Source organism: Lunatimonas sp. (assembly GCF_020832325.1).
GTDB lineage: Bacteria > Bacteroidota > Bacteroidia > Cytophagales > Cyclobacteriaceae > Lunatimonas.
This window is the reverse complement of record NZ_JAFIEU010000007.1, coordinates 86,503-105,411: the sequence shown is the minus strand read 5'-3', so window position 1 is coordinate 105,411 and position 18,909 is coordinate 86,503. Positions and strand designations below refer to the sequence as shown.

Sequence of the window (18,909 nt, the reverse complement as noted above, 5' to 3'; positions counted from 1 at the left end):
GTATTTAATCGAATTCATCCTGTGGCACGCGCATGAAAATCCAAAACCATTTTGTAATTTCATGCCAAAGAAACATAAACCTAAAAAATATGAGAAAACACAGTTTGATCCTTCTTGGCCTATTCTTGTTATTTCTGGGGAGCGCTCCCCACTTGGCTGTAGCCCAGTTGCAGGCACCTGCCGCAAGTCCTGCGGCACACGTATCTCAAAATGTGGGATTTACCAAAATCAGTATGGACTACTCCTCTCCTGCTGTTAAAGGAAGAACGATTTTTGGAGGACTTCAAAAATACGGCGAAACCTGGAGAGCCGGTGCAAATGCCCCCACAACCATCGAATTTAGCACTGCGGTGAACATCGGTGGCAAAAATATCCCTGCCGGTAAGTATACGGTTTTCATCACTCCACAGGCTACCGGCGATTGGACCATCCATATCAATGGGAAAGGCAATGCCATCTATGCCTATATGGAAAATGACAAGATCAATGAAGACGCCTTGGCCAAAGACGATATTGTAGCAGTAAAAACTACGCCCGTTCGCACCTCCGAAACCCAAGAGAGACTTATTTACACCATTTCTGCCGAAGACAACCAAATGGCAAAAATCACCATGTCATGGGAAAAGGTTCAGCTGTCGTTCAAGGTAGACACGCAAGTCAACCAAAAAATGGAAGGTTTCAAAGGGATTCTTGCCCCCTAATTCAACAGGAAACCACTCAGGCACCTTGCCTATCCAATCAACGTAAAAAAAATCCCGGTAGATACAAACTACCGGGATTTCTTTTGATGCGCCTCCGACCATCTTGGATCAGGGACAATATGATTTGTTCAATTCAACGGGTTATGACTTTTTCTCGCCTCCTTTATTGCGCTCGCCTCCCTGATCGGTGTCTGATTTGGCGATAGAATCCCGCATACTGGTATCCGATTTCACATTTTCCATGCGATAGTAATCCATGATGCCCAAGTTGCCGGATTTGAAAGCCTCGGAGATTGCCTTTGGAATCTCGGCCTCGGCCTCGGTCACCTTGGCACGCATTTCCACATTTTTAGCCCGCATTTCCTGCTCCAATGCGACCGCCATCGCCCGTCTTTCTTCTGCCCTTGCCTCGGCCACTTTCAAGTCCGCGGAAGCTTGGTCTATTTGCAGTTTTGCGCCAATGTTGGTTCCCACGTCAATGTCTGCTATATCGATGGACAGAATCTCAAAAGCAGTACCTGCATCCAAGCCCCTTTCCAATACCAGCTTAGAAATATTATCGGGGTTTTCCAACACGTGCTTGTGGTTCTTTGCTGAACCTATAGACGTCACAATACCTTCACCTACACGCGCCAGGATTGTCTCCTCACCGGCACCACCTACCAACTGAGCGATATTTGCACGGACCGTCACCCGTGCCTTAGCAATGAGCTGTATCCCATCAGCGGCAACTGCCGCTACATTGGGGGTATTGATTACCTTGGGGTTTACCGAAATTTGAACGGCTTCAAACACGTCTCTTCCAGCTAGATCAATCGCCGTGGCCTGTTTGAAGGAAAGGCTAATGTTTGCCTTATCCGCCGAAATCAGCGCACGAATGACGTTTGGTACGTTTCCACCCGCTAGGTAATGGGTCTCAAGGTCGTTGGTGGTAAGGTTCAAACCCGCTTTGGTCGCCGTAATCAGTGAATTGACAACTACGCTGGGAGGCACCTTTCGGATACGCATACCGACAAGTTCGAGCAAACCTACCTTCACATTGGAAAATATGGCGGTGATCCATAAGTTTACGGGAACGAAATACAGGAAAATAAACAGTACGATGAGCCCCGCAAAAACGGACAGCAGAATAAAAGTCGAATTCGATAAATCCATAGCTTATTGTTTTATAATTATTTTATTGTTTTCCAATCTATATATGTAAACCGGAGTATTGGTCGCTAAAAAACCGCCTTCAGATTTCACTTCATAAATTTTATCTCCAAACTCTGCCTTTCCAAACGGTTTGCAGTCCGACTTTGTTCGACCTTCTTGGCCCACCTGAAGCCCCACAAAGCGATCATCAAAGGTCCTACTCGTATTCGTATCCTTTAGTGAAAAGCGGCTCCACATTCCTGACTTAAATCCAAAGATCAGGAGGCCCCCGTTGATCACGGCTGTTCCCGCAAATACGAGGGATGCCGAACTGGCTTCTAGTTCCTTGTAGGCATAGAAAACACCAACCGCAGTAAACACTAGCCCCAAAAGACCAATCAGCGTGGTGCCTGGTATGAAAATAATTTCTGCCAGAAGCAATATCGCTCCAAAAACAACCAAACTGATAATGATTAGTGCCGTCATAATGCCCCGTCCTATTCCAGGTTGAAAATAGGGCTTTTATTTGGCATTAGAAAGCATGCTCTGGTAAATCCTTAATCCATGCCTATGTGCCCTGAATTTCCAAACAAGCACTTCGCAAAAAAATAGCCCAGCATTCCAGCCGGGCCACCAATTTCTATCACCAAATTCCCCACTAATAGGACTTCGCAAACAATACCCTTCCCTTGGAGGGTTTCTTTGAGTAAATACACCATCCCTCTTCGGGCTGTTGGTCGAGCGGGATGCAGCGAATGGTCGCCTTGGTAAGCTCTTTGATCTTTTCCTCGGTCTCGGCTGTCCCATCCCAATGCGCCGATACGAATCCGCCTTTTCCTTCCAAAACTTCGATGAACTCCTCCCAAGTATCCGCAAGGGAGGTTTTCTCACTCCTAAAGGCAAAGGCCTTTTGATAAATTGACTGCTGAATCTCCTCCAGAAGGGCCTCCACTTTGGCCACAATGTCTACTTCGCTTAAGTTCACCGATTCCTTAGAAAGGGTGTCCCTACGAGCTAACTCCAAGGTATTGTTTTGCAGATCTCTGGGGCCTATACCCATTCGTAGCGGCACGCCCTTAAGTTCATATTCCGCAAACTTCCATCCAGGCTTATACGTGTCCCGGTTGTCATACTTGACCGAAATACCCCGTGCCCAAAGGCCCTGCATGATTTCGGTGGCTTTGACAGAAATTGCCGCCAACTCCTCCTGGCTTTTGAAAATCGGTACGATCACCACCTGAATAGGTGCGAGCTTAGGCGGTAGTACCAACCCTTGGTCATCCGAGTGGGCCATGATAAGTGCTCCCATCAAGCGAGTGCTTACTCCCCAAGAGGTGCCCCATACATGTTCCAGACCACCATCCCGTGTGGCAAACTTCACATCAAATGCTTTGGCAAAATTCTGCCCCAAAAAATGGGAAGTTCCTGCCTGCAAAGCTTTCCCGTCCTGCATCATGGCCTCTATACAATATGTATCCACCGCTCCGGCAAATTTCTCACTCTCGGATTTCTTTCCTTTGACTACGGGCATTGCCATGAAGTTTTCTGCAAAGTCTGCGTAAACCCCCAGCATTCGCTCGGTTTCCTGAATCGCTTCTTCCCTTGTTTCGTGAGCAGTATGGCCTTCCTGCCAGAGAAATTCCGCAGTACGGAGAAACAGCCGTGTCCGCATTTCCCAGCGAACCACATTTGCCCATTGATTTACGAGCAGTGGGAGGTCCCTATAGGATTGTATCCAATTCTTATAGGTACTCCAAATGACTGTTTCCGAAGTAGGTCTGACAATGAGCTCTTCTTCCAGTTTGGCATCAGGGTCCACCACCACGCCTTTACCGCTTTCATCGCCTTTCAGACGGTAGTGGGTTACTACTGCGCACTCCTTGGCAAAGCCTTCTACGTGGCTAGCTTCCTTGGAAAGAAACGACTTCGGAATAAACAATGGAAAATAGGCATTGGTATGTCCCGTCATTTTAAACATTCTGTCCAGCTCGGCCTGCATTTTTTCCCAAATAGAATATCCATAAGGTTTGATGACCATACAGCCCCGCACGGCAGAATTTTCAGCTAGATCAGCGCGTTTCACTAATTCATTGTACCACAGCGAATAGTCTTCGCTCCTTTTTGGCAATCCTTTGCTCATTTTTATTTTTGTTGTATTTAAAAAAACTCGTTATATTCGAAGTTAGAATTTCGGCAAAGATAATTTAAAAAATGATAACCCTCCTGCTATCCTGTCGTATATAGAAAAGAGAGTAATAAATTACATTCCTATGAACAACTTAAATCCAATCCGGTACGCTAGCGTTGTTGCCCTAATGGGCTTGGCTTCCTGTAGCACAGGCCAGCTAGCCATGCAAGGGGAAACGGACAACCTGTATTTCATGGCTTCTGATGCAAAGATAGCCACAGAATATGCGGTCAGAAACAATACAGCGGACAACTTCAGAAGTTTGGAACAAGCCCCAAGCGCAGATTTGCAATTGGAAAACTTTTCCAGCCGCAACGTAAATCCAGAATACATAGCCAAATACCAACGGTCCACTCAGCCGGAAGAGGAAGGGTCTGTGTATTTTGACGACTCTCAAACACAAAGCATGGCCCCTCAGGCAGGTAACATAGATGCTTACGATAATTTCCGTGGAGGATCTACTAATATTACCAACAATTTCTTCGGAGGTCCGCGATTTGGAATGGGCATGGGCATGGGTATGGGAATGTGGCCAATGGGTGGCATGGGAATGTGGCCGATGGGTGGATTCTACGATCCGTTTTGGGGCCCCGGATTTGGTGGCATGGGCATGTTCGATCCATTCTGGGGACCTGGATTTGGTTTCCGACCTGGGTTTAATGTAGGATTTGGAATGGGATTCGGAAATCCTTGGATGAGGACTAGCCTTGCCTTCGGTAACCCTTGGATGATGCGTCCTGGTTTCGGATTTTACGATCCTTGGATGATGGGCGGAATGTACCGACCAGGGTTCTTCAACCCGATCATTGTGATGCCTGGCGGCGAAGCTGGAGGAAGGCAGATTGTGAGAGGCGCAAGGCCTTCTATGGGTTCTTCTCTGGCAAATGCTACTCCTAGAAGTAGAGCGGCCGCACAACCGGGATCAACCAGAGCAAATGCAAGAAGGGAAGCAATCGGTGCAGGACCTAATGCGCGCCAAGCAACTTCTACTGCCGACAGAAATAGCTTTAGTCGATCTCAAAATGACTACTACAGAAACCCATCGGCTTCAGCAACACCTGCAAGAAGGAATGTAAGCTCACCGGTAGTGACCAGACCAACATCTTCTACAGCTACCCGAGGAGGTACTTACGCAGCTCCAAATGCGAGAGCTAACACGAATGCTCCAAGGACCGCTGCGCCGAGTAACTTTAACAATAGAAACGTAAACACTGGTAATACTAGATCCGGGTATACACCACCTACAAGGTCTACATCACCATCTTATAACAGGTCTGCTGCGCCAAGCAACAGAAGCACATCTTCGCCTAGCTATAATAGCCGAAGCACTGCACCAACATACAACAACCAACGCTCCACAGCACCGAGCCGAAGCACGTATTCCTCACCAGCACCATCACGGTCCACATTCAGTGCGCCTAGCGGTGGAGGCGGAGGAGTCTCCAGAGGCGGCGGTGGTAGCGTCGGAGGAGGAAGAAGAGGGAATTAATTCCCTCTTTTTTTTTCTGATTATTTTTAGAAGGAACAAGCAAATCAACCCCTTCCTTTTTCTCAGGCATATTATTTGCCTGAAAACTTCTATCTAGAAACGCTTAACTAATTCTATCAAATCGAGCCTATATAAGGCAGACGGGTATGACGCAAGCGAAACACGGGAGAATGATTAACCAACACGCCAAATTGTCCGGAATTTCCTCCCCTAATTCCTATTGCGTTGGGATAGGGGAAGACTTTACTTGGCTATTTGGCCACTTACATATAATTTATAGCATATGAACGTGATAAAAAACTTAGGGCCCTTTTTTGCGATGGTTTTTTTGCTGCCATCATGGGCTTCAGCCCAAAGCGGGTATGTAGAAGACGCGCTACGATATAGTTTACACAATGCAACAGGTACGGCACGAATAAGTGCCTTGGGCGGAACTCAAAACTCACTGGGAGGAGATATCAGTAATATTCATGGAAACCCGGCGGGATTGGGGTTCTTCCAACGGTCAGAGTTTAACATGTCCTTAGGATATATGGACTGGAATACTAATTCAACCTTTGAAGGGCAATCCTTAAACCAAAACTCCACCAACTTCATGATCCCGAACATTGGAGTCGTCTTTAGTAGGGCAAAAGCACCCTTGGAAGCCGGCGATTGGCGTGGTGGTTCATTTGGATTTAGCTACAACCGTCAATCTAACTTCAGAACGAATTACGGCTATTCGTCAAACAGGCTGGACCAAGAGTCAATTCTAGATTACTATTTGGATGTCTACAACGAAAGTGGCGTTCCAGGAGGTGTGGGAGGGCTATTTTTCGAGGCCTTTCTCATCAACCCAATTGGAAATAACCAATTCGATTTTTCGCCAAACGCTACTACCAGTCTAACCAAATCAGACTTTGTCGAAAGCGAAGGTAACCTGAATCACATTAGCCTAGCGTACGGAGGTAACTACAAAAACAAACTCTTCTTAGGCGCAAACTTGGGTATTCTTTCTGTGAACTATCGAAGGGTTCAAACCTATAACGAAGATTTTCTCGACGCGTCAAATAGAAGTACCTTATTCAGTTCCCTACAGGAAAACCTGTATCAGGAAGGATCCGGTATTAATTTGGGATTAGGCATAATCTACAAACCTATTGATCAGCTAAACCTAGGATTGAGTTTTCAATCCCCTACATGGAGCAACATCAACGAAGAATATGGAGCAGATATTTTCGCAGACTTCAATCCGCCTTATATCGATCCTGAATTCGGAAGCATTGCCGAATCGGACGCTGAGACTGAGCTGTTTATTAGTAACTATGGGCTTCGCACACCACTCCGGCTTGGGTCAGGGATCACCTATTTCTTCGGTAAGAAGGGATTTCTTACTGCTGACGTGGATTATGTTGATTATAGCACGGCCAATCTTCGCTCAAACGCCTTCAATACCGGAGAAGACAACCGGCAAATACGCCAACTTTACGGACAAACTATCAATTATAGACTCGGCGGAGAAGCTAGACTAGATGTGCTCCGGATTAGGGTTGGTTACGCTTATTACGGTGATCCCTTCCAAAACCCAGGCGGAACAGACCGAAGTATGACACAACTCTCCGGGGGACTCGGTGTACGTATGCCGAAATACAGTATTGACCTAGGGGTGGTTAGCAGTCATTTCAACAGTTATCACACCTCTTACCCAGGATCTCCCCTGTCTACCATTGATAATCAACGGCTGATGGGTACCCTATCTCTTGGATTCAATTTTTAGAAATCCCAACCATTCAGACACTAACTGCTCAGCGGATATATCTTGTCCGCTGAGTTTTATTTTTGCCTCTTCATAGAATGGACTGCGGAGGGCATGCATTTGTTGTAATTTTTGGTTGATTTGTTCCACGGTTAAACCCGCAAAAAGAGGTCGCTTACTTACCTGACCACCTACCAAGCGAGCCAACAGCGCACTCATCGGAACCTCCAGATAGATAGAAACGGCCTGATCGTTAATTAGGGACATGTTGTCATTAAAACAGGGGGCTCCTCCACCTGTAGACAGCACAAAAGAATCCGTTCTTCCCAAAAGTTCCGACAGCACCTTTGTTTCCACTTCTCGAAAGTAGTCTTCTCCTCCAGTTGAAAAAATCTCCGGGATCTTACGGCCTTCCTTTGATTCAATCTCATGGTCAAGATCAAAAAAGCTACACTGCAACAAGCGGGCGACCCGCCTTCCCAAGGTGGACTTCCCACTTCCCGGCATCCCAACCAATACCAATTTCCGGCCTGACATCATCTTAAAAGGAGCCTGACAACCTCTTCGATTTCCGGCGTATTATTGTGGTGATACTTGGCAACTACTGTTCCCTCATCCAATAACACCAAACCGGGATTCGCCCGGATAATGGTCTTGACAACGGTAGCATCTGCCAGGTAGTATCCGATATTCCAACTCTTCTCGCGCAGTAGTCGCTGAATCTCCTCCTCAGACGATGCGCAAACAAACTTTACCTCCAGTCCAACCCTACCAGCATCGTGAATCAATGCTGAAATTTCGTCTAAATTGGCTGATGACATCTTCTGCAAGTTACTGACTAAAATAAGTAATTTCTGTCCCTGCAAAATATCCTCCGTGAAATCTCCTTCCTCATTCCAGACAGCGAAATCCGTAATCTTTGGTAATGCCTCGGGATTCTTTAGGTTCATCTCAAGAAATTCGTAACCATCGTCGGCCGGGTACTGATCAAAGGTGACAATTTCCTCTCCCTTTTTCATTACATAGGCATATTCCAACTGGCCGGAAGGCTGCATAGCTTGAGGAATATTCACTCCGACCTTAAAGGCTCTAAAGTCTATAAAGGGTAGGTTTCGAATAGCCGTCACCGATAGCACCAATCCAGCCAAAAGAGACGCTAAAACCGATACCATCCCCCAAGTAGCGGTGTTTGCTACCAGATCCTTGCGGTTCAAAAATAACACGCCAATTAAAACCAGCAGAAAGATGTCTTTGTAAAAGGACTCCCAAGGTGTAAGCTTAATCGCATCTCCAAAACATCCGCAATCTGTCACCTTATTAAAGTAGGCAGAATAGAAAGTAAGAAATGTAAAGAAAACGATCATCACTAACAGCAGGTATACGGCAATCTTAATCCTCCAACCCACCAGAATCATCACCCCCAACACCACCTCGGCTACGACCAGAAAAACAGCTAGGGGCAATGCGATACCCTTCAATACTTCAAAAAACGGCGCAATGTCGTAAGAAAAAACATCGAAATATTCCTCTAATTTGATGGCCGTTCCAACGGGATCATTGATCTTTATCAATCCGGAGAATATGAACAGACCTCCCACGATGGCCCGGACTATTCCTAATACTAGCTGCTTAATCATCTTCCTCCTTAAGTTTGATCATACAAAACACCGAATAATTGATGATGTCTTGATAATTGGCCTGTATTCCTTCGGACACCAAGGTTAGTCCTTGATTGTCCTCGATTTGTTTAATTCGATACAGTTTCATCAGAATGATGTCCGTTATAGAAGAAACTCTCATCATCCGCCATGCCTCTCCGTAGTCGTGATTTTTGTTCTCCAGCAACTTCCGCGTTTCCTCCACCCAGTAGTCATACTTTGGCTCCAAGGCTGAATAGGGAATCTCCAAAGGATCTTTCTCTTCCAGTTCGGACTGAATAAGTGCGATCAAACAGTAATTGATGATACCGATAAACTCGTCCCGCACGGGATCGTTAACCATTTGAGTGCCTTTTTCTTGAATAGAACGGATTCGCTGCGCCTTGATAAATACCTGATCCGTGATGGAAGGAAGTCTTAAGATCCTCCAAGCTGTCCCATAATCGATCGTCTTGTTCTTAAAAAGTTCTTTACAAAGTTCAATTACTTCTTTATATTCGCTCAGGGTTTGCGTATTCAAAGCATTAATCAGTTAATGGTAGGACAACATCGATTTAAAACTAAGACCGAAGATACTTTATTTCCCCTAAAAAAAACACTTCAAATCAAAGGAAAGCTATATAGTTTGGATGAACCTTGGGTGATGGGAATCATCAATACCACGCCCGATTCTTTTTACAAAGGAAGCAGGGTATCCACAAACGAGGACAGGGTATTGGAAAAAGCCTTCCAAATGGTGGAGGAAGGTGCTAGGATTCTAGATATCGGTGGGTACAGCACCCGTCCAAATGCGGCGCATATTTCCGAGCAGGAAGAACTAAATCGCGTGATTTCCGTTATTGGTAGTATCCGAAAGGTGCTCCCTGAAGTTTTGATTTCCATCGATACTTTTAGGCATAAAGTAGCTAAAGAGGCTGTGTCGGCGGGTGCTGATCTGGTAAATGATATCTCTGGAGGGCAGCTTGACGAAGAGATGATCCCTACCGTTGGTTATCTGGGCGTGCCATACATCTGCATGCATATGAGGGGTAATCCTCACACTATGCAGCGACTTACCGAATACGAACACTTGGAGAGGGAGGTCATGGACTATTTTTCCAACAAGTTGGCGGAATGTAAAAAAGCTGGCATAAAAGATGTTATATTAGACTTAGGGTTTGGATTCGCTAAAACGACCGCACAAAATTACCGTCTTGCGCGTTCGCTGGATTATTTCCGCACAATCCCAGCACTGATGCTGGCGGGAGTTTCCAGAAAATCCATGGTGTATAAACTTTTGGAGTGTACTCCCGAGCAAGCGCTAAATGGTACAACGGCTTTAAACATGGCTTTGTTGATGGGTGGCGCTCAAATATTGCGCGTACATGATGTAAAAGAGGCAACAGAAACAATCACGATATATAAACAGCTTTACACTTGATCCTCCTATTTAAAATTGGCTTTTTAGACATCTCTATTGTCAACCTTATAGACATTGCGTTGGTCAGTGTTCTCATATATCAGGTATATAAGCTGATGCGCGGATCTGTGGCCATTAAGATATTTTTAGGATTTCTTTCTATTTACCTCCTGTATTTGGTAGTGAGTGCTGCTAAAATGGAACTTTTGACAATTATTCTGGGACAGTTTATGGGAGTAGGTGTGTTGGCTGCCATCATACTATTTCAACAGGAAATCCGTAAGTTTCTCCTTATTGTCGGTAAATCATCCATTTTTTCCAATGAAAACGTGCTTCAAGAGCTTTTTTTCTGGCGAAAGCGGGAAAGCGGTGCTTTCAACGTCACACCGATCATCGAAGCTTGCAAAGCTCTGTCGGGCAGCAGTACTGGCGCGCTCATCGTACTTTCAAGCAATTCGGAGCTAAAATTTTATGCTGAAAGCGGCGACCTGATAGATGCTATTGTATCCAAACGACTATTGATTTCCATTTTCAACAAGTTCAGCCCACTGCACGATGGCGGTGTCATCATTTATAATGGACGTGTCAAGGCCGCTCGTTGTATTCTGCCGGTGACCGAACGGGATGTTCCCGCCCAATTTGGGCTTCGCCACCGCGCAGCGATTGGGATGTCGGAAGCCACAGACACATTGGTCCTTGTAGTATCGGAAGAGACGGGTCAGGTATCCCTCGCTAAAAGCGGAAAAATCCTACACAACCTCTCCTTTCAGGAGGTCCGTGAGATGATCAATTCGTACCTGACGGGTGAAAATATTGAGGAAAAATTTATTGAAGTCACCGCTTTTGAAAGAATGCGAACCAAAAAGAAAATCACCGAATTATAGGTGATTTTCTTTTTTTGGCTTTATGAAATGACACCAAGTTCTTTACCAACCTCCGTAAATGCCTGTATAGCTTTGTCCAGATGAGCTGTATCGTGGGCGGCAGAAATCTGTACCCTAATACGTGCCTGTCCTTTTGGTACAACGGGATAATAAAACCCGATAACATAAATCCCCCTTTCCAACAAACGCTCCGCCATTTGCTGTGAAAGGGTGGCGTCATAGAGCATAATCGGTACAATGGGGTGGATACCTGGCTTGATATCGAAACCAGCCTCGGTCATTTTCTCCCGAAAGTACAGCGTGTTCTTTTCCAGCTTATCCCGTAATTCTGTAGAAGATGCCAACAGGTCAAACACCGCAATCGAAGCCCCAACAATGGCAGGCGCTAGTGTATTGGAAAACAGGTATGGACGGGAACGCTGCCTTAAGAGCTCAACGATCTCTTTTCTGCCAGAGGTAAACCCGCCGGATGCTCCCCCGAGGGCCTTACCGAGTGTACCGGTGATGATGTCCATCTTACCCATTACCCCCTTTAGCTCGTGTACCCCTCTACCGGTTTTACCTACAAACCCGCTGGAATGACATTCATCTGACATCACCAAGGCACCGTATTTCTCCCCCAACTCCACGATTCGGTCCAGCTGTGCAATGGTACCATCCATCGAAAAAACCCCGTCTGTCACGATGACTTTTTGCTTTGCTCCCTTTGCTTCGGCCGCTTGAAGCTGTCGCTCCAAATCCTCCATATCGTTGTGCTCGTAGCGAAACCGCATGGCTTTGCAGAGCCTGACGCCATCAATGATGGAAGCATGGTTCAATGCATCTGATATTATCGCATCCTCCGGACCTAACAGTGGCTCAAAAACGCCACCGTTGGCATCAAAAGCCGCAGCATATAAAATGGTATCCTCAGTACCCAAAAATTCAGATATCTTCCGTTCCAATTCTTTGTGGATATCCTGTGTCCCACAGATAAAACGTACCGAGGACAATCCGAACCCGTGGGAATCGATGGCTCGTTTTGCGGCATCTACTACCTCTGGATGACTGGAAAGACCCAGGTAATTATTCGCACAAAAATTAAGGACCATCTTGCCGCCCTCTACGGTAATTTCTGCACCCTGTGGTGATTCAATCACCCGTTCACGCTTATATAACCCTGCCTTCCGAATGCCGTCCAGCTCTTGAACCAAGACAGGTTTGATGTTTTCATACATGGCGAATTTTGTTTAGATTAACGGTAACTAATATCTTTGAACCAATACTTTTAGTACATTTGTCTGGCGCAAAAACCAAAGATACTAATTAAAGCCACACCAAACAGACTACTAAACCATATAAAAAAGTGTTTTTATGACCAAAATCCTTATTACTGGCGCGGGAGGACAATTAGGCTCGGAATTGACAGAGACTTTGGTCAATAGGTACGGAACCGAATCCGTTGTAGCCACAGATATCAATGAAGAGTCCAGATCACTTTTTTCAGAGATTGCCTTTGATACACTGGACGTAACGGACCATCGGGCATTGAAGGTCCTCACCGAAAAACACCAAATCACCCAAATTTACCACTTGGCCGCCATTCTTTCTGCTACCGGGGAAAAAAAACCGCGACTCGCTTGGCAGGTCAATATGGACAGCTTGTTATCCATTCTCGAATTGGCCAAAGAAAAAAAACTCGATAAGGTTTACTGGCCTTCATCCATTGCAGTATTTGGACCAAACTCACCCAGAACCCATACACCCCAACATTGCATCCAAGAACCCTTGACCGTGTACGGAATTTCCAAACAAGCGGGTGAGCGCTGGTGTAACTACTACTTTCAAAAACACGGAGTAGACGTTAGAAGCCTCCGATACCCGGGCCTGGTCGGCTACAAATCACTGCCTGGGGGAGGTACTACGGACTATGCCGTCGATATCTACCACCATGCCGTTAGGAAGACACCTTTTACCTGCTTTCTAAAAAAAGATACGGTGCTGCCAATGATGTACATGCCCGATGCCATCCGGGCTACAGTAGAACTAATGGAGGCCCCAAGGGAAGCAGTAAAAATCAGGTCCAGCTACAACATTTCCTCCCTGAGTTTTACGCCGGAAGAAATATTTCGTAGTATATTGGTACATTATCCCCAGTTTGAGATCAGCTATAGCCCTGATTTTAGGCAGGAAATTGCGGATGGATGGCCTCAAAGTATTGATGACTCCGAGGCAATAGGCGATTGGGGATGGAAGCCCGAGTATGATCTTGAACGAATGACCCAAGATATGTTAGCAAATCTACCCCATCTGTACTGACATGAATGCTAAACTCTATGCCTTGCTTTTCCTTGTGGCGGTGCTCGCCTGTGATAGCCCCACCGAGGAAACAGTCTACGAAGACGACAATCCCAAGACTAGCGACGAAGAAATTATCCTACACAAAGAAACCTCCTATTGGTTGGGGTACGAAGGAGTAATCCCCTGTGCAGACTGTCAGGGAATTCGGATGGAACTGAAACTGGAAAATAATCCAGACAAAACCGAGCAGGCATATGAACTCACAGAAACCTACTTGGAAACCCAGGATGGCGACCGGGTCTTTCATCAATCCGGACAAATAGAAATCAGCTACGGTATCGATGGCGAACCGAATGTATTTGTGATCAATCTCCTGGACGAAAACCTTCGACCAAACTACCGATTCATCCAAGATTCGGAAGGAAAGCTTCACTTACTGGATCAAAACGGTCAACGAATCCAGTCAGACCTGAACTATACCCTCGAAAAAAAATAAACCCACTATGCAACGAAGGACATTTATCAAATACGCCGGTACCCTGACGTCGGTGCTGGGACTCGGCCCTGGGCACTTGTTTGGAACGCAAGCTGAGCGAAAATTCAAAATCAGCCTCAATCCAGGAGCTATCGGCGTCAGCTGTACCCAAAAGGAACTGATAGATTGTGCCCGCAGGCATCAGTTTGAAGCCATCTCCCCCTTACCGGATCAGTTGATGTCCATGTCCTCTGGCGAACTCAATGAATTTAGGGCGCAAATGGAAGGCAACAAACTTACTTGGGACGCAGCCGGTCTGCCAGTAGACTTCAGAAAGGATCTAGAAACCTTTCGAGAGGGGCTGTCCAAATTACCAGAGGTTGCCAAAACCTGCCAATCTGCCGGTGTAACACGGATGAGCACTTGGATTATGCCATCCCACAACGAACTTACCTATACCGAAAATTTCAATCAACACCGCGATCGGCTAAGGCAAGTTGCAGATATATTGCAGGATCACGGCATACGCTTTGGGCTGGAATATGTGGGTACCAAACGGTTGAAAACCATCAATCGATATCCCTTTGCTGGAACCATGAAAGAAATGCTGGAACTGATTGCCGCAATCAACGTTCCAGGGATGGGATTGCAGCTCGATGCCTACCATTGGTACACTTCCACAGAGACCGTAGCCGACTTGTTGGCCTTAAAAAACGAGCAGGTCATTACCTGCGACCTAAACGATGCCAAGGCCGGAAGGACCATTGAGGAGCAGGTAGACGGTGAACGCGAGTTGCCGGGTGATAGTGGTCTGATTGATCTAAAGGGCTTCATGCAGGCGCTGGTCAAAATCGGTTACGACGGGGCGGTGCGCGCAGAACCCTTCAACGCCAAACTCAATGCCATGGAAAATGAAGAGGCTTTAGCCACAACCTCCAGGGCTATGTGGAGAACGGTTCGGCTCATTGACGCAGTATAAAAAAACAGGACCGGTGGTGGGTAAACACCGGTCCGTCTTCAGGCTATTTCTTCGCTAAGATAGCCTCCTCGTCAAATCCTGCAACGACATCTCCGTCCTCAAACACAATGATAGGCCGCTTGATCATGCTGCTCTTTTCGTTTAACAACGGGAGAGCGGTTGCTTGCTGCATGGTTTGTTCCTTCTCCTCATCCGACAATTTCTTATAGGTGGTTCCGCGGCGGTTAACCAGCTCTTCGAGCGGTGTTTTCGATAAAAATCCGGCTAACAAGTCCACGTCCGGAGCCTTCTTCTTATAGTCGATAAATTCATAATCCATCCCGTTTTCTTCAAAAAACTGGAAGGTCTTTTTCATGGTGTTACAATTCTTTATTCCGAATATTTTTGTCGCCATAGTGATATTTTAACTTCTCTTAACAGGTTAATTTCTGATTCTTGGAATAATTTTTGCAAATTCAACTTATCTAATAAAAGTTAAACATAAATCTATTCTAAAGATGTCTTATTCAAAATTAGTAAATGTTTTTTCATTCTCCATGATAATGACCTTAGTTGTGGCATTTTCGGCGTCTGCCCAGCAGCTACCCAATCCCCAGCAAGCGCCATTGAAGGAGGATTTCTCAGATGCTGAAATTGAAAAGTTTGTTGCGATAAATATGGAAATGATCCCGGTACAGCAAGCCGCAGAAGCAAAAATGGTTGCGGCTATAGAAGAACATGGACTGGAAATGCAGCGTTTTCAGCAACTATTCCAAGCACAACAGCAGGGTAATATAACGGATGTATCGGAGGACCCACAGGAAATTGCCAAATTCAACGAAGCAGGTCAGCAAATCATGAAAGTTCAGGAGGAAACCAACCTGGAAATTCAGGAAATGATCGTCCAATCGGAAATGGAGCTACAAACCTTTCAGGAAATTTCGATGGCTTACCAGCAAAGCCCAAAAATAAAGGAAAAAGTAGATCGGATCATTGAGAAGATGGAATAAAAAAAGAGGCGGTGTTTCCGCCTCTTTTTTTATTCCAATTCTTTCAGTACCGACTCGTTTGCACTTAGAATTCGGTCTAGGTGTTCGGACCGTAAAGCCGTAGACAAAAACAGACTTTCAAATTGGGAAGGTGCCAGGTAAATTCCTTTCTGCAGCATACCCTGAAAGTACTTCCCAAACATTCCTGTATCACACGTTTTGGCAGACTCAAAGTCGACGACGTCGTGTTCGGTAAAGAACAGGGTGTACATACTGCCGACGTGATTCGTCGTAAACGGCAAACCAAGCGATTTTAACGTGGCTTGAATACCCGTAACCAAAGTGGCACCAATTGTGTCCAATGCTGCATAAACCTCAGGATGAGTATTGAGATGCTCCAGCATTGTTAATCCGGCAGCCATGGCTATTGGGTTTCCCGATAGGGTACCTGCCTGATATACAGGTCCTTCAGGAGAAACAAATTCCATGATTTCTTTTTTCCCGCCATAGGCGCCCACGGGCATACCGCCTCCAATGATCTTTCCGAGTGTACACATGTCGGGAGTGACGCCGAAACGCTCCTGAGCCCCACCCTTGGAAAGTCGAAATCCCGTCATTACTTCGTCAAAGATTAACACGATCCCCTCCTCATCACAGATTTTTCTTAACCCCTCCAAAAACCCTGGATTGGGCAAGACACACCCCATATTGCCGGCCACCGGTTCCAATATGATCGCTGCTACCTCGTCTCTGTTTGCTTCGATAAGGCGATGCACAGCCTCCAAATCATTATAAGGCGCCAATAATGTATCCTTTGCGGTACCCTTTGTCACCCCCGGAGAATCGGGATTACCCATCGTCATGGCCCCTGACCCCGCAGCTATAAGAAAGGAATCACCATGCCCGTGGTAGTTTCCTTCAAATTTGATAAACTTATCCCTGCCGGTATACCCTCGGGCTACCCGTATGGCAGACATGGTGGCTTCTGTGCCACTATTAACCATCCTTATTTTATCCACGCAGGGAACCATCTCGGTGATTAACTCAGCTATACGTACCTCCCTTTCAGTAGGTGCTCCAAAGGACGTTCCATCTTCCATGGCCTTGATGACTGCCTCGCGTATCTGCGGGTGATTGTGACCCAAAATCATCGGGCCCCAACTGTTGATCAACTCGATATACGTATTGCCATCCTCGTCGATAAGGTAAGGACCCTCTGCTTTACGGATAAATAAGGGATTTCCCCCCACTGCTTTAAATGCCCTCACGGGAGAATTGACTCCGCCAGGTATAAACTTCTTTGCCTCGTTAAATAGGGCGGTACTCTTCTTACTTTCCATCCTGATTTTATTCTATTACGATCTCACCAGACTCCAATCTCAACATGGGAACATACGCGTTGTGGGAAGTACGCGAAAAGTCAAACCCAAACGTAATTTTTCCAGGCACATACCCACTGGACGCAAGATTTGCCTTAAATTCAAACCCCCTCTGCGTATTCAACACATTGGTTAGCCAACCGACCAGTTCATATCCCAAATAGGTATTCAAACCCGGATAGGCCTTGTATTTTTCAAAAAAACGATTCCTGAACGCATCTGTGTCCGGTGAACTTAAATTAACCGTATTGTTTCCGATAAAATGGAAGTCCTGCGACTCCATCATCTCGTAACTGGCAAAATTAAAATACAGCCAGCTATCCATGACAATCACGGGAACACTGGCACTTTGGGACTCCACCAAGGAAAAGGTAGGAGCGGCAATATTGGGATCATCCGAAAAAATCACCAGTACATCAGCACCTCCCTGAAATACCCTATCCAAATAATCCCGCATATCCCGTCCGGTTACCCGCTGACTATGAACAAGCTGAATCCCTGAGGAACGCACAGCCTCCGTAAAACGGCGAGCTAACAACTCATCCCGGTTGGTGCCCGCGTATGCCATCGCTACCCGTTTACCTTGAAACCTCGACAGGTAGCCGACCAAATTCTTAGCAATAGCCTCTGCCGAAGGCCTAAACAGAAAAGCTTCATTTACTTCCCTAAGCGACTCCTCGATATTGGACAGGGGATTGATAAAAGGGATCCCCAATCTGGAGGCTACCTCTCCCATCACTTGTACTTCTTCCGGATAGATGGGTCCAATGATTACATCTGCTTGCTCAAAGAACGGATCTGCCAAAATGCCGAGTAATCGGTCTGTATTTCTTTCGGTATCAAATGATTTAACGGTAATATTGTGTCCGGCCTCTCGCGCTTCCTCCACGGCAAACATAATCCCCCTATAAAGCTCAAACACAAAGTTATTTCCACCTAGGCTTCTTACTCCCGATCCCCCGTTATAGTTAAAAGGCAGGACAATGGCTATGTCAAGGGTTTGGTTCACAACACGCTGAATAGTAGCTTGATTATCTTCCTCTTGGTCGGGATGATTCACAGAACGAATACGCTGAAGGACTTCGTTTTCCTGGGTCGAGAGCGAGGGCTGCGCTAAAAGCTTTTCCCGAAGCGCAAACACCAACCCAAGATTTTCCTCATAGGCAGGAATCTGTAACATCAATACACTGGTAGGCACTTCCTTCAAATAGGAGTAAGAGGCACGAAATGCCTCCTGTTTCACTTCCTGATCTGAAATCTTCGAGATGGCAGCAAGTGCATCGGTAAACTTGTTCTGTCGAAAATGACTAAGTGCCGTGAGGTAGTAAGCATTGTCAATGTCCGCAAAGGAACCTGTATCCAGCAATGGGGCCAACGTGGTCTTTGCCAGTTCGTACTGACGATTTTCAAACGCTGCTTTTGCAAAGTGGTACCGGGCATAATAGGCTAGATTACCGTATTGCTGCACATCCATCACCTGCCGTAATTTGTCCATCGCCCCTTGGTAGTCGCCAGACTGTAACAGCAATCTCCCTTCCCGATACTCATCCGGAAGCTGTTGCGAAAACAACGAAAATGAGAGAGAAATGGCTAGTATGGGAATAACAAAAAAGGTCTTCATCGATAACATGCTAATGATT

19 protein-coding genes are annotated in these 18,909 nt (G+C 46.1%); 9 read left to right on the top strand and 10 right to left on the bottom strand.

Annotated elements, in window-relative coordinates:
• Positions 1 to 89: 89 nt before the first annotated feature.
• Positions 90 to 701 (top strand): DUF2911 domain-containing protein, encoded by a 612-nt coding sequence (locus tag JJU34_RS01990; RefSeq protein WP_228690641.1) that lies wholly within the window; start codon positions 90 to 92, stop codon positions 699 to 701.
• A 141-nt stretch (positions 702 to 842) separates the two neighbouring features.
• Here the strand turns inward: JJU34_RS01990 and floA are convergent, their stop codons facing one another.
• The 3 genes from floA to proS form a co-directional block, all read right to left on the bottom strand.
• A complete protein-coding gene (gene floA / locus JJU34_RS01985) occupies positions 843 to 1,856 on the bottom strand; it encodes a flotillin-like protein FloA (protein WP_209332652.1) in 1,014 nt (337 codons plus the stop codon).
• A gap of 3 nt (positions 1,857 to 1,859) precedes the next feature.
• Entirely contained in the window at positions 1,860 to 2,321 is a 462-nt protein-coding gene (locus JJU34_RS01980) for an NfeD family protein (protein WP_228690640.1), read from the bottom strand.
• Between the two features lie 172 nt (positions 2,322 to 2,493).
• Positions 2,494 to 3,975, bottom strand: a complete 1,482-nt coding sequence (gene proS, locus JJU34_RS01975) for a proline--tRNA ligase (RefSeq protein WP_228690639.1) — start codon at positions 3,973 to 3,975, stop codon at positions 2,494 to 2,496.
• Between the two features lie 130 nt (positions 3,976 to 4,105).
• On the opposite strand from proS, the gene JJU34_RS01970 reads away from it, so the two are divergent.
• Entirely contained in the window at positions 4,106 to 5,512 is a 1,407-nt protein-coding gene (locus tag JJU34_RS01970) for a hypothetical protein (protein ID WP_228690638.1), read from the top strand.
• 283 nt (positions 5,513 to 5,795) lie between these two features.
• Positions 5,796 to 7,268, top strand: coding sequence for a long-chain fatty acid transporter (locus tag JJU34_RS01965; protein WP_228690637.1), 1,473 nt, complete (start codon positions 5,796 to 5,798; stop codon positions 7,266 to 7,268).
• On the opposite strand, the gene JJU34_RS01960 is transcribed toward JJU34_RS01965, so the two are convergent.
• The 3 genes from JJU34_RS01960 to JJU34_RS01950 are packed head-to-tail and all read right to left on the bottom strand — an operon-like array spanning position 7,245 to position 9,425.
• Positions 7,245 to 7,787: a shikimate kinase gene (locus JJU34_RS01960; protein ID WP_228690636.1), complete on the bottom strand. Its 543-nt coding sequence runs from the start codon at positions 7,785 to 7,787 to the stop codon at positions 7,245 to 7,247. The genes JJU34_RS01965 and JJU34_RS01960 overlap by 24 nt on opposite strands.
• Positions 7,784 to 8,884, bottom strand: a complete 1,101-nt coding sequence (locus JJU34_RS01955) for a BT_3928 family protein (protein WP_228690635.1) — start codon at positions 8,882 to 8,884, stop codon at positions 7,784 to 7,786. Before JJU34_RS01955 ends, JJU34_RS01960 begins: the two co-directional genes overlap by 4 nt.
• The gene (locus tag JJU34_RS01950) at positions 8,877 to 9,425 is read right to left on the bottom strand and encodes a DUF1599 domain-containing protein (protein ID WP_228690634.1); all 549 of its coding nucleotides are present in this window, start codon (positions 9,423 to 9,425) and stop codon (positions 8,877 to 8,879) included. Before JJU34_RS01950 ends, JJU34_RS01955 begins: the two co-directional genes overlap by 8 nt.
• A 15-nt stretch (positions 9,426 to 9,440) precedes the next feature.
• Here JJU34_RS01950 and folP point away from each other — a divergent pair, with 15 nt between their 5' ends.
• Together folP and cdaA are read left to right on the top strand one after the other, a co-directional pair.
• A complete protein-coding gene (folP, locus tag JJU34_RS01945; protein WP_228690633.1) occupies positions 9,441 to 10,325 on the top strand; it encodes a dihydropteroate synthase in 885 nt (294 codons plus the stop codon).
• Positions 10,322 to 11,188, top strand: a complete 867-nt coding sequence (cdaA, locus tag JJU34_RS01940) for a diadenylate cyclase CdaA (protein WP_228690632.1) — start codon at positions 10,322 to 10,324, stop codon at positions 11,186 to 11,188. Before folP ends, cdaA begins: the two co-directional genes overlap by 4 nt.
• Positions 11,189 to 11,208: 20 nt before the next feature.
• Here cdaA and kbl read toward each other — a convergent pair whose 3' ends face one another.
• Positions 11,209 to 12,405 carry a glycine C-acetyltransferase gene (kbl, locus tag JJU34_RS01935; RefSeq protein ID WP_228690631.1) on the bottom strand — a complete coding sequence of 399 codons (1,197 nt, stop codon included), beginning with the start codon at positions 12,403 to 12,405 and terminating at the stop codon, positions 11,209 to 11,211.
• A gap of 136 nt (positions 12,406 to 12,541) precedes the next feature.
• Between kbl and JJU34_RS01930 the strand changes: the two genes are divergently transcribed.
• Genes JJU34_RS01930 through JJU34_RS01920 form a run of 3 tightly spaced genes read left to right on the top strand, consistent with a single transcriptional unit; the run spans position 12,542 to position 14,922 of the window.
• Positions 12,542 to 13,486, top strand: a complete 945-nt coding sequence (locus tag JJU34_RS01930) for an NAD-dependent epimerase/dehydratase family protein (RefSeq protein WP_228690630.1) — start codon at positions 12,542 to 12,544, stop codon at positions 13,484 to 13,486.
• A 1-nt stretch (position 13,487) separates the two neighbouring features.
• Entirely contained in the window at positions 13,488 to 13,964 is a 477-nt protein-coding gene (locus JJU34_RS01925) for a copper resistance protein NlpE (protein ID WP_228690629.1), read from the top strand.
• A 7-nt stretch (positions 13,965 to 13,971) separates the two neighbouring features.
• The gene (locus tag JJU34_RS01920) at positions 13,972 to 14,922 is read left to right on the top strand and encodes a sugar phosphate isomerase/epimerase family protein (RefSeq protein ID WP_228690628.1); all 951 of its coding nucleotides are present in this window, start codon (positions 13,972 to 13,974) and stop codon (positions 14,920 to 14,922) included.
• Positions 14,923 to 14,965: 43 nt separating this feature from the next.
• Here the strand turns inward: JJU34_RS01920 and JJU34_RS01915 are convergent, their stop codons facing one another.
• Entirely contained in the window at positions 14,966 to 15,316 is a 351-nt protein-coding gene (locus tag JJU34_RS01915; protein WP_228690627.1) for a Spx/MgsR family RNA polymerase-binding regulatory protein, read from the bottom strand.
• Between the two features lie 142 nt (positions 15,317 to 15,458).
• On the opposite strand from JJU34_RS01915, the gene JJU34_RS01910 reads away from it, so the two are divergent.
• Positions 15,459 to 15,911: a DUF4168 domain-containing protein gene (locus tag JJU34_RS01910; RefSeq protein WP_228690626.1), complete on the top strand. Its 453-nt coding sequence runs from the start codon at positions 15,459 to 15,461 to the stop codon at positions 15,909 to 15,911.
• A 29-nt stretch (positions 15,912 to 15,940) separates the two neighbouring features.
• Here the strand turns inward: JJU34_RS01910 and hemL are convergent, their stop codons facing one another.
• The gene (gene hemL / locus JJU34_RS01905; RefSeq protein WP_228690625.1) at positions 15,941 to 17,230 is read right to left on the bottom strand and encodes a glutamate-1-semialdehyde 2,1-aminomutase; all 1,290 of its coding nucleotides are present in this window, start codon (positions 17,228 to 17,230) and stop codon (positions 15,941 to 15,943) included.
• A 7-nt stretch (positions 17,231 to 17,237) separates the two neighbouring features.
• Positions 17,238 to 18,890 (bottom strand): ABC transporter substrate-binding protein, encoded by a 1,653-nt coding sequence (locus JJU34_RS01900; RefSeq protein WP_228690624.1) that lies wholly within the window; start codon positions 18,888 to 18,890, stop codon positions 17,238 to 17,240.
• Positions 18,891 to 18,909 lie beyond the last annotated feature (19 nt).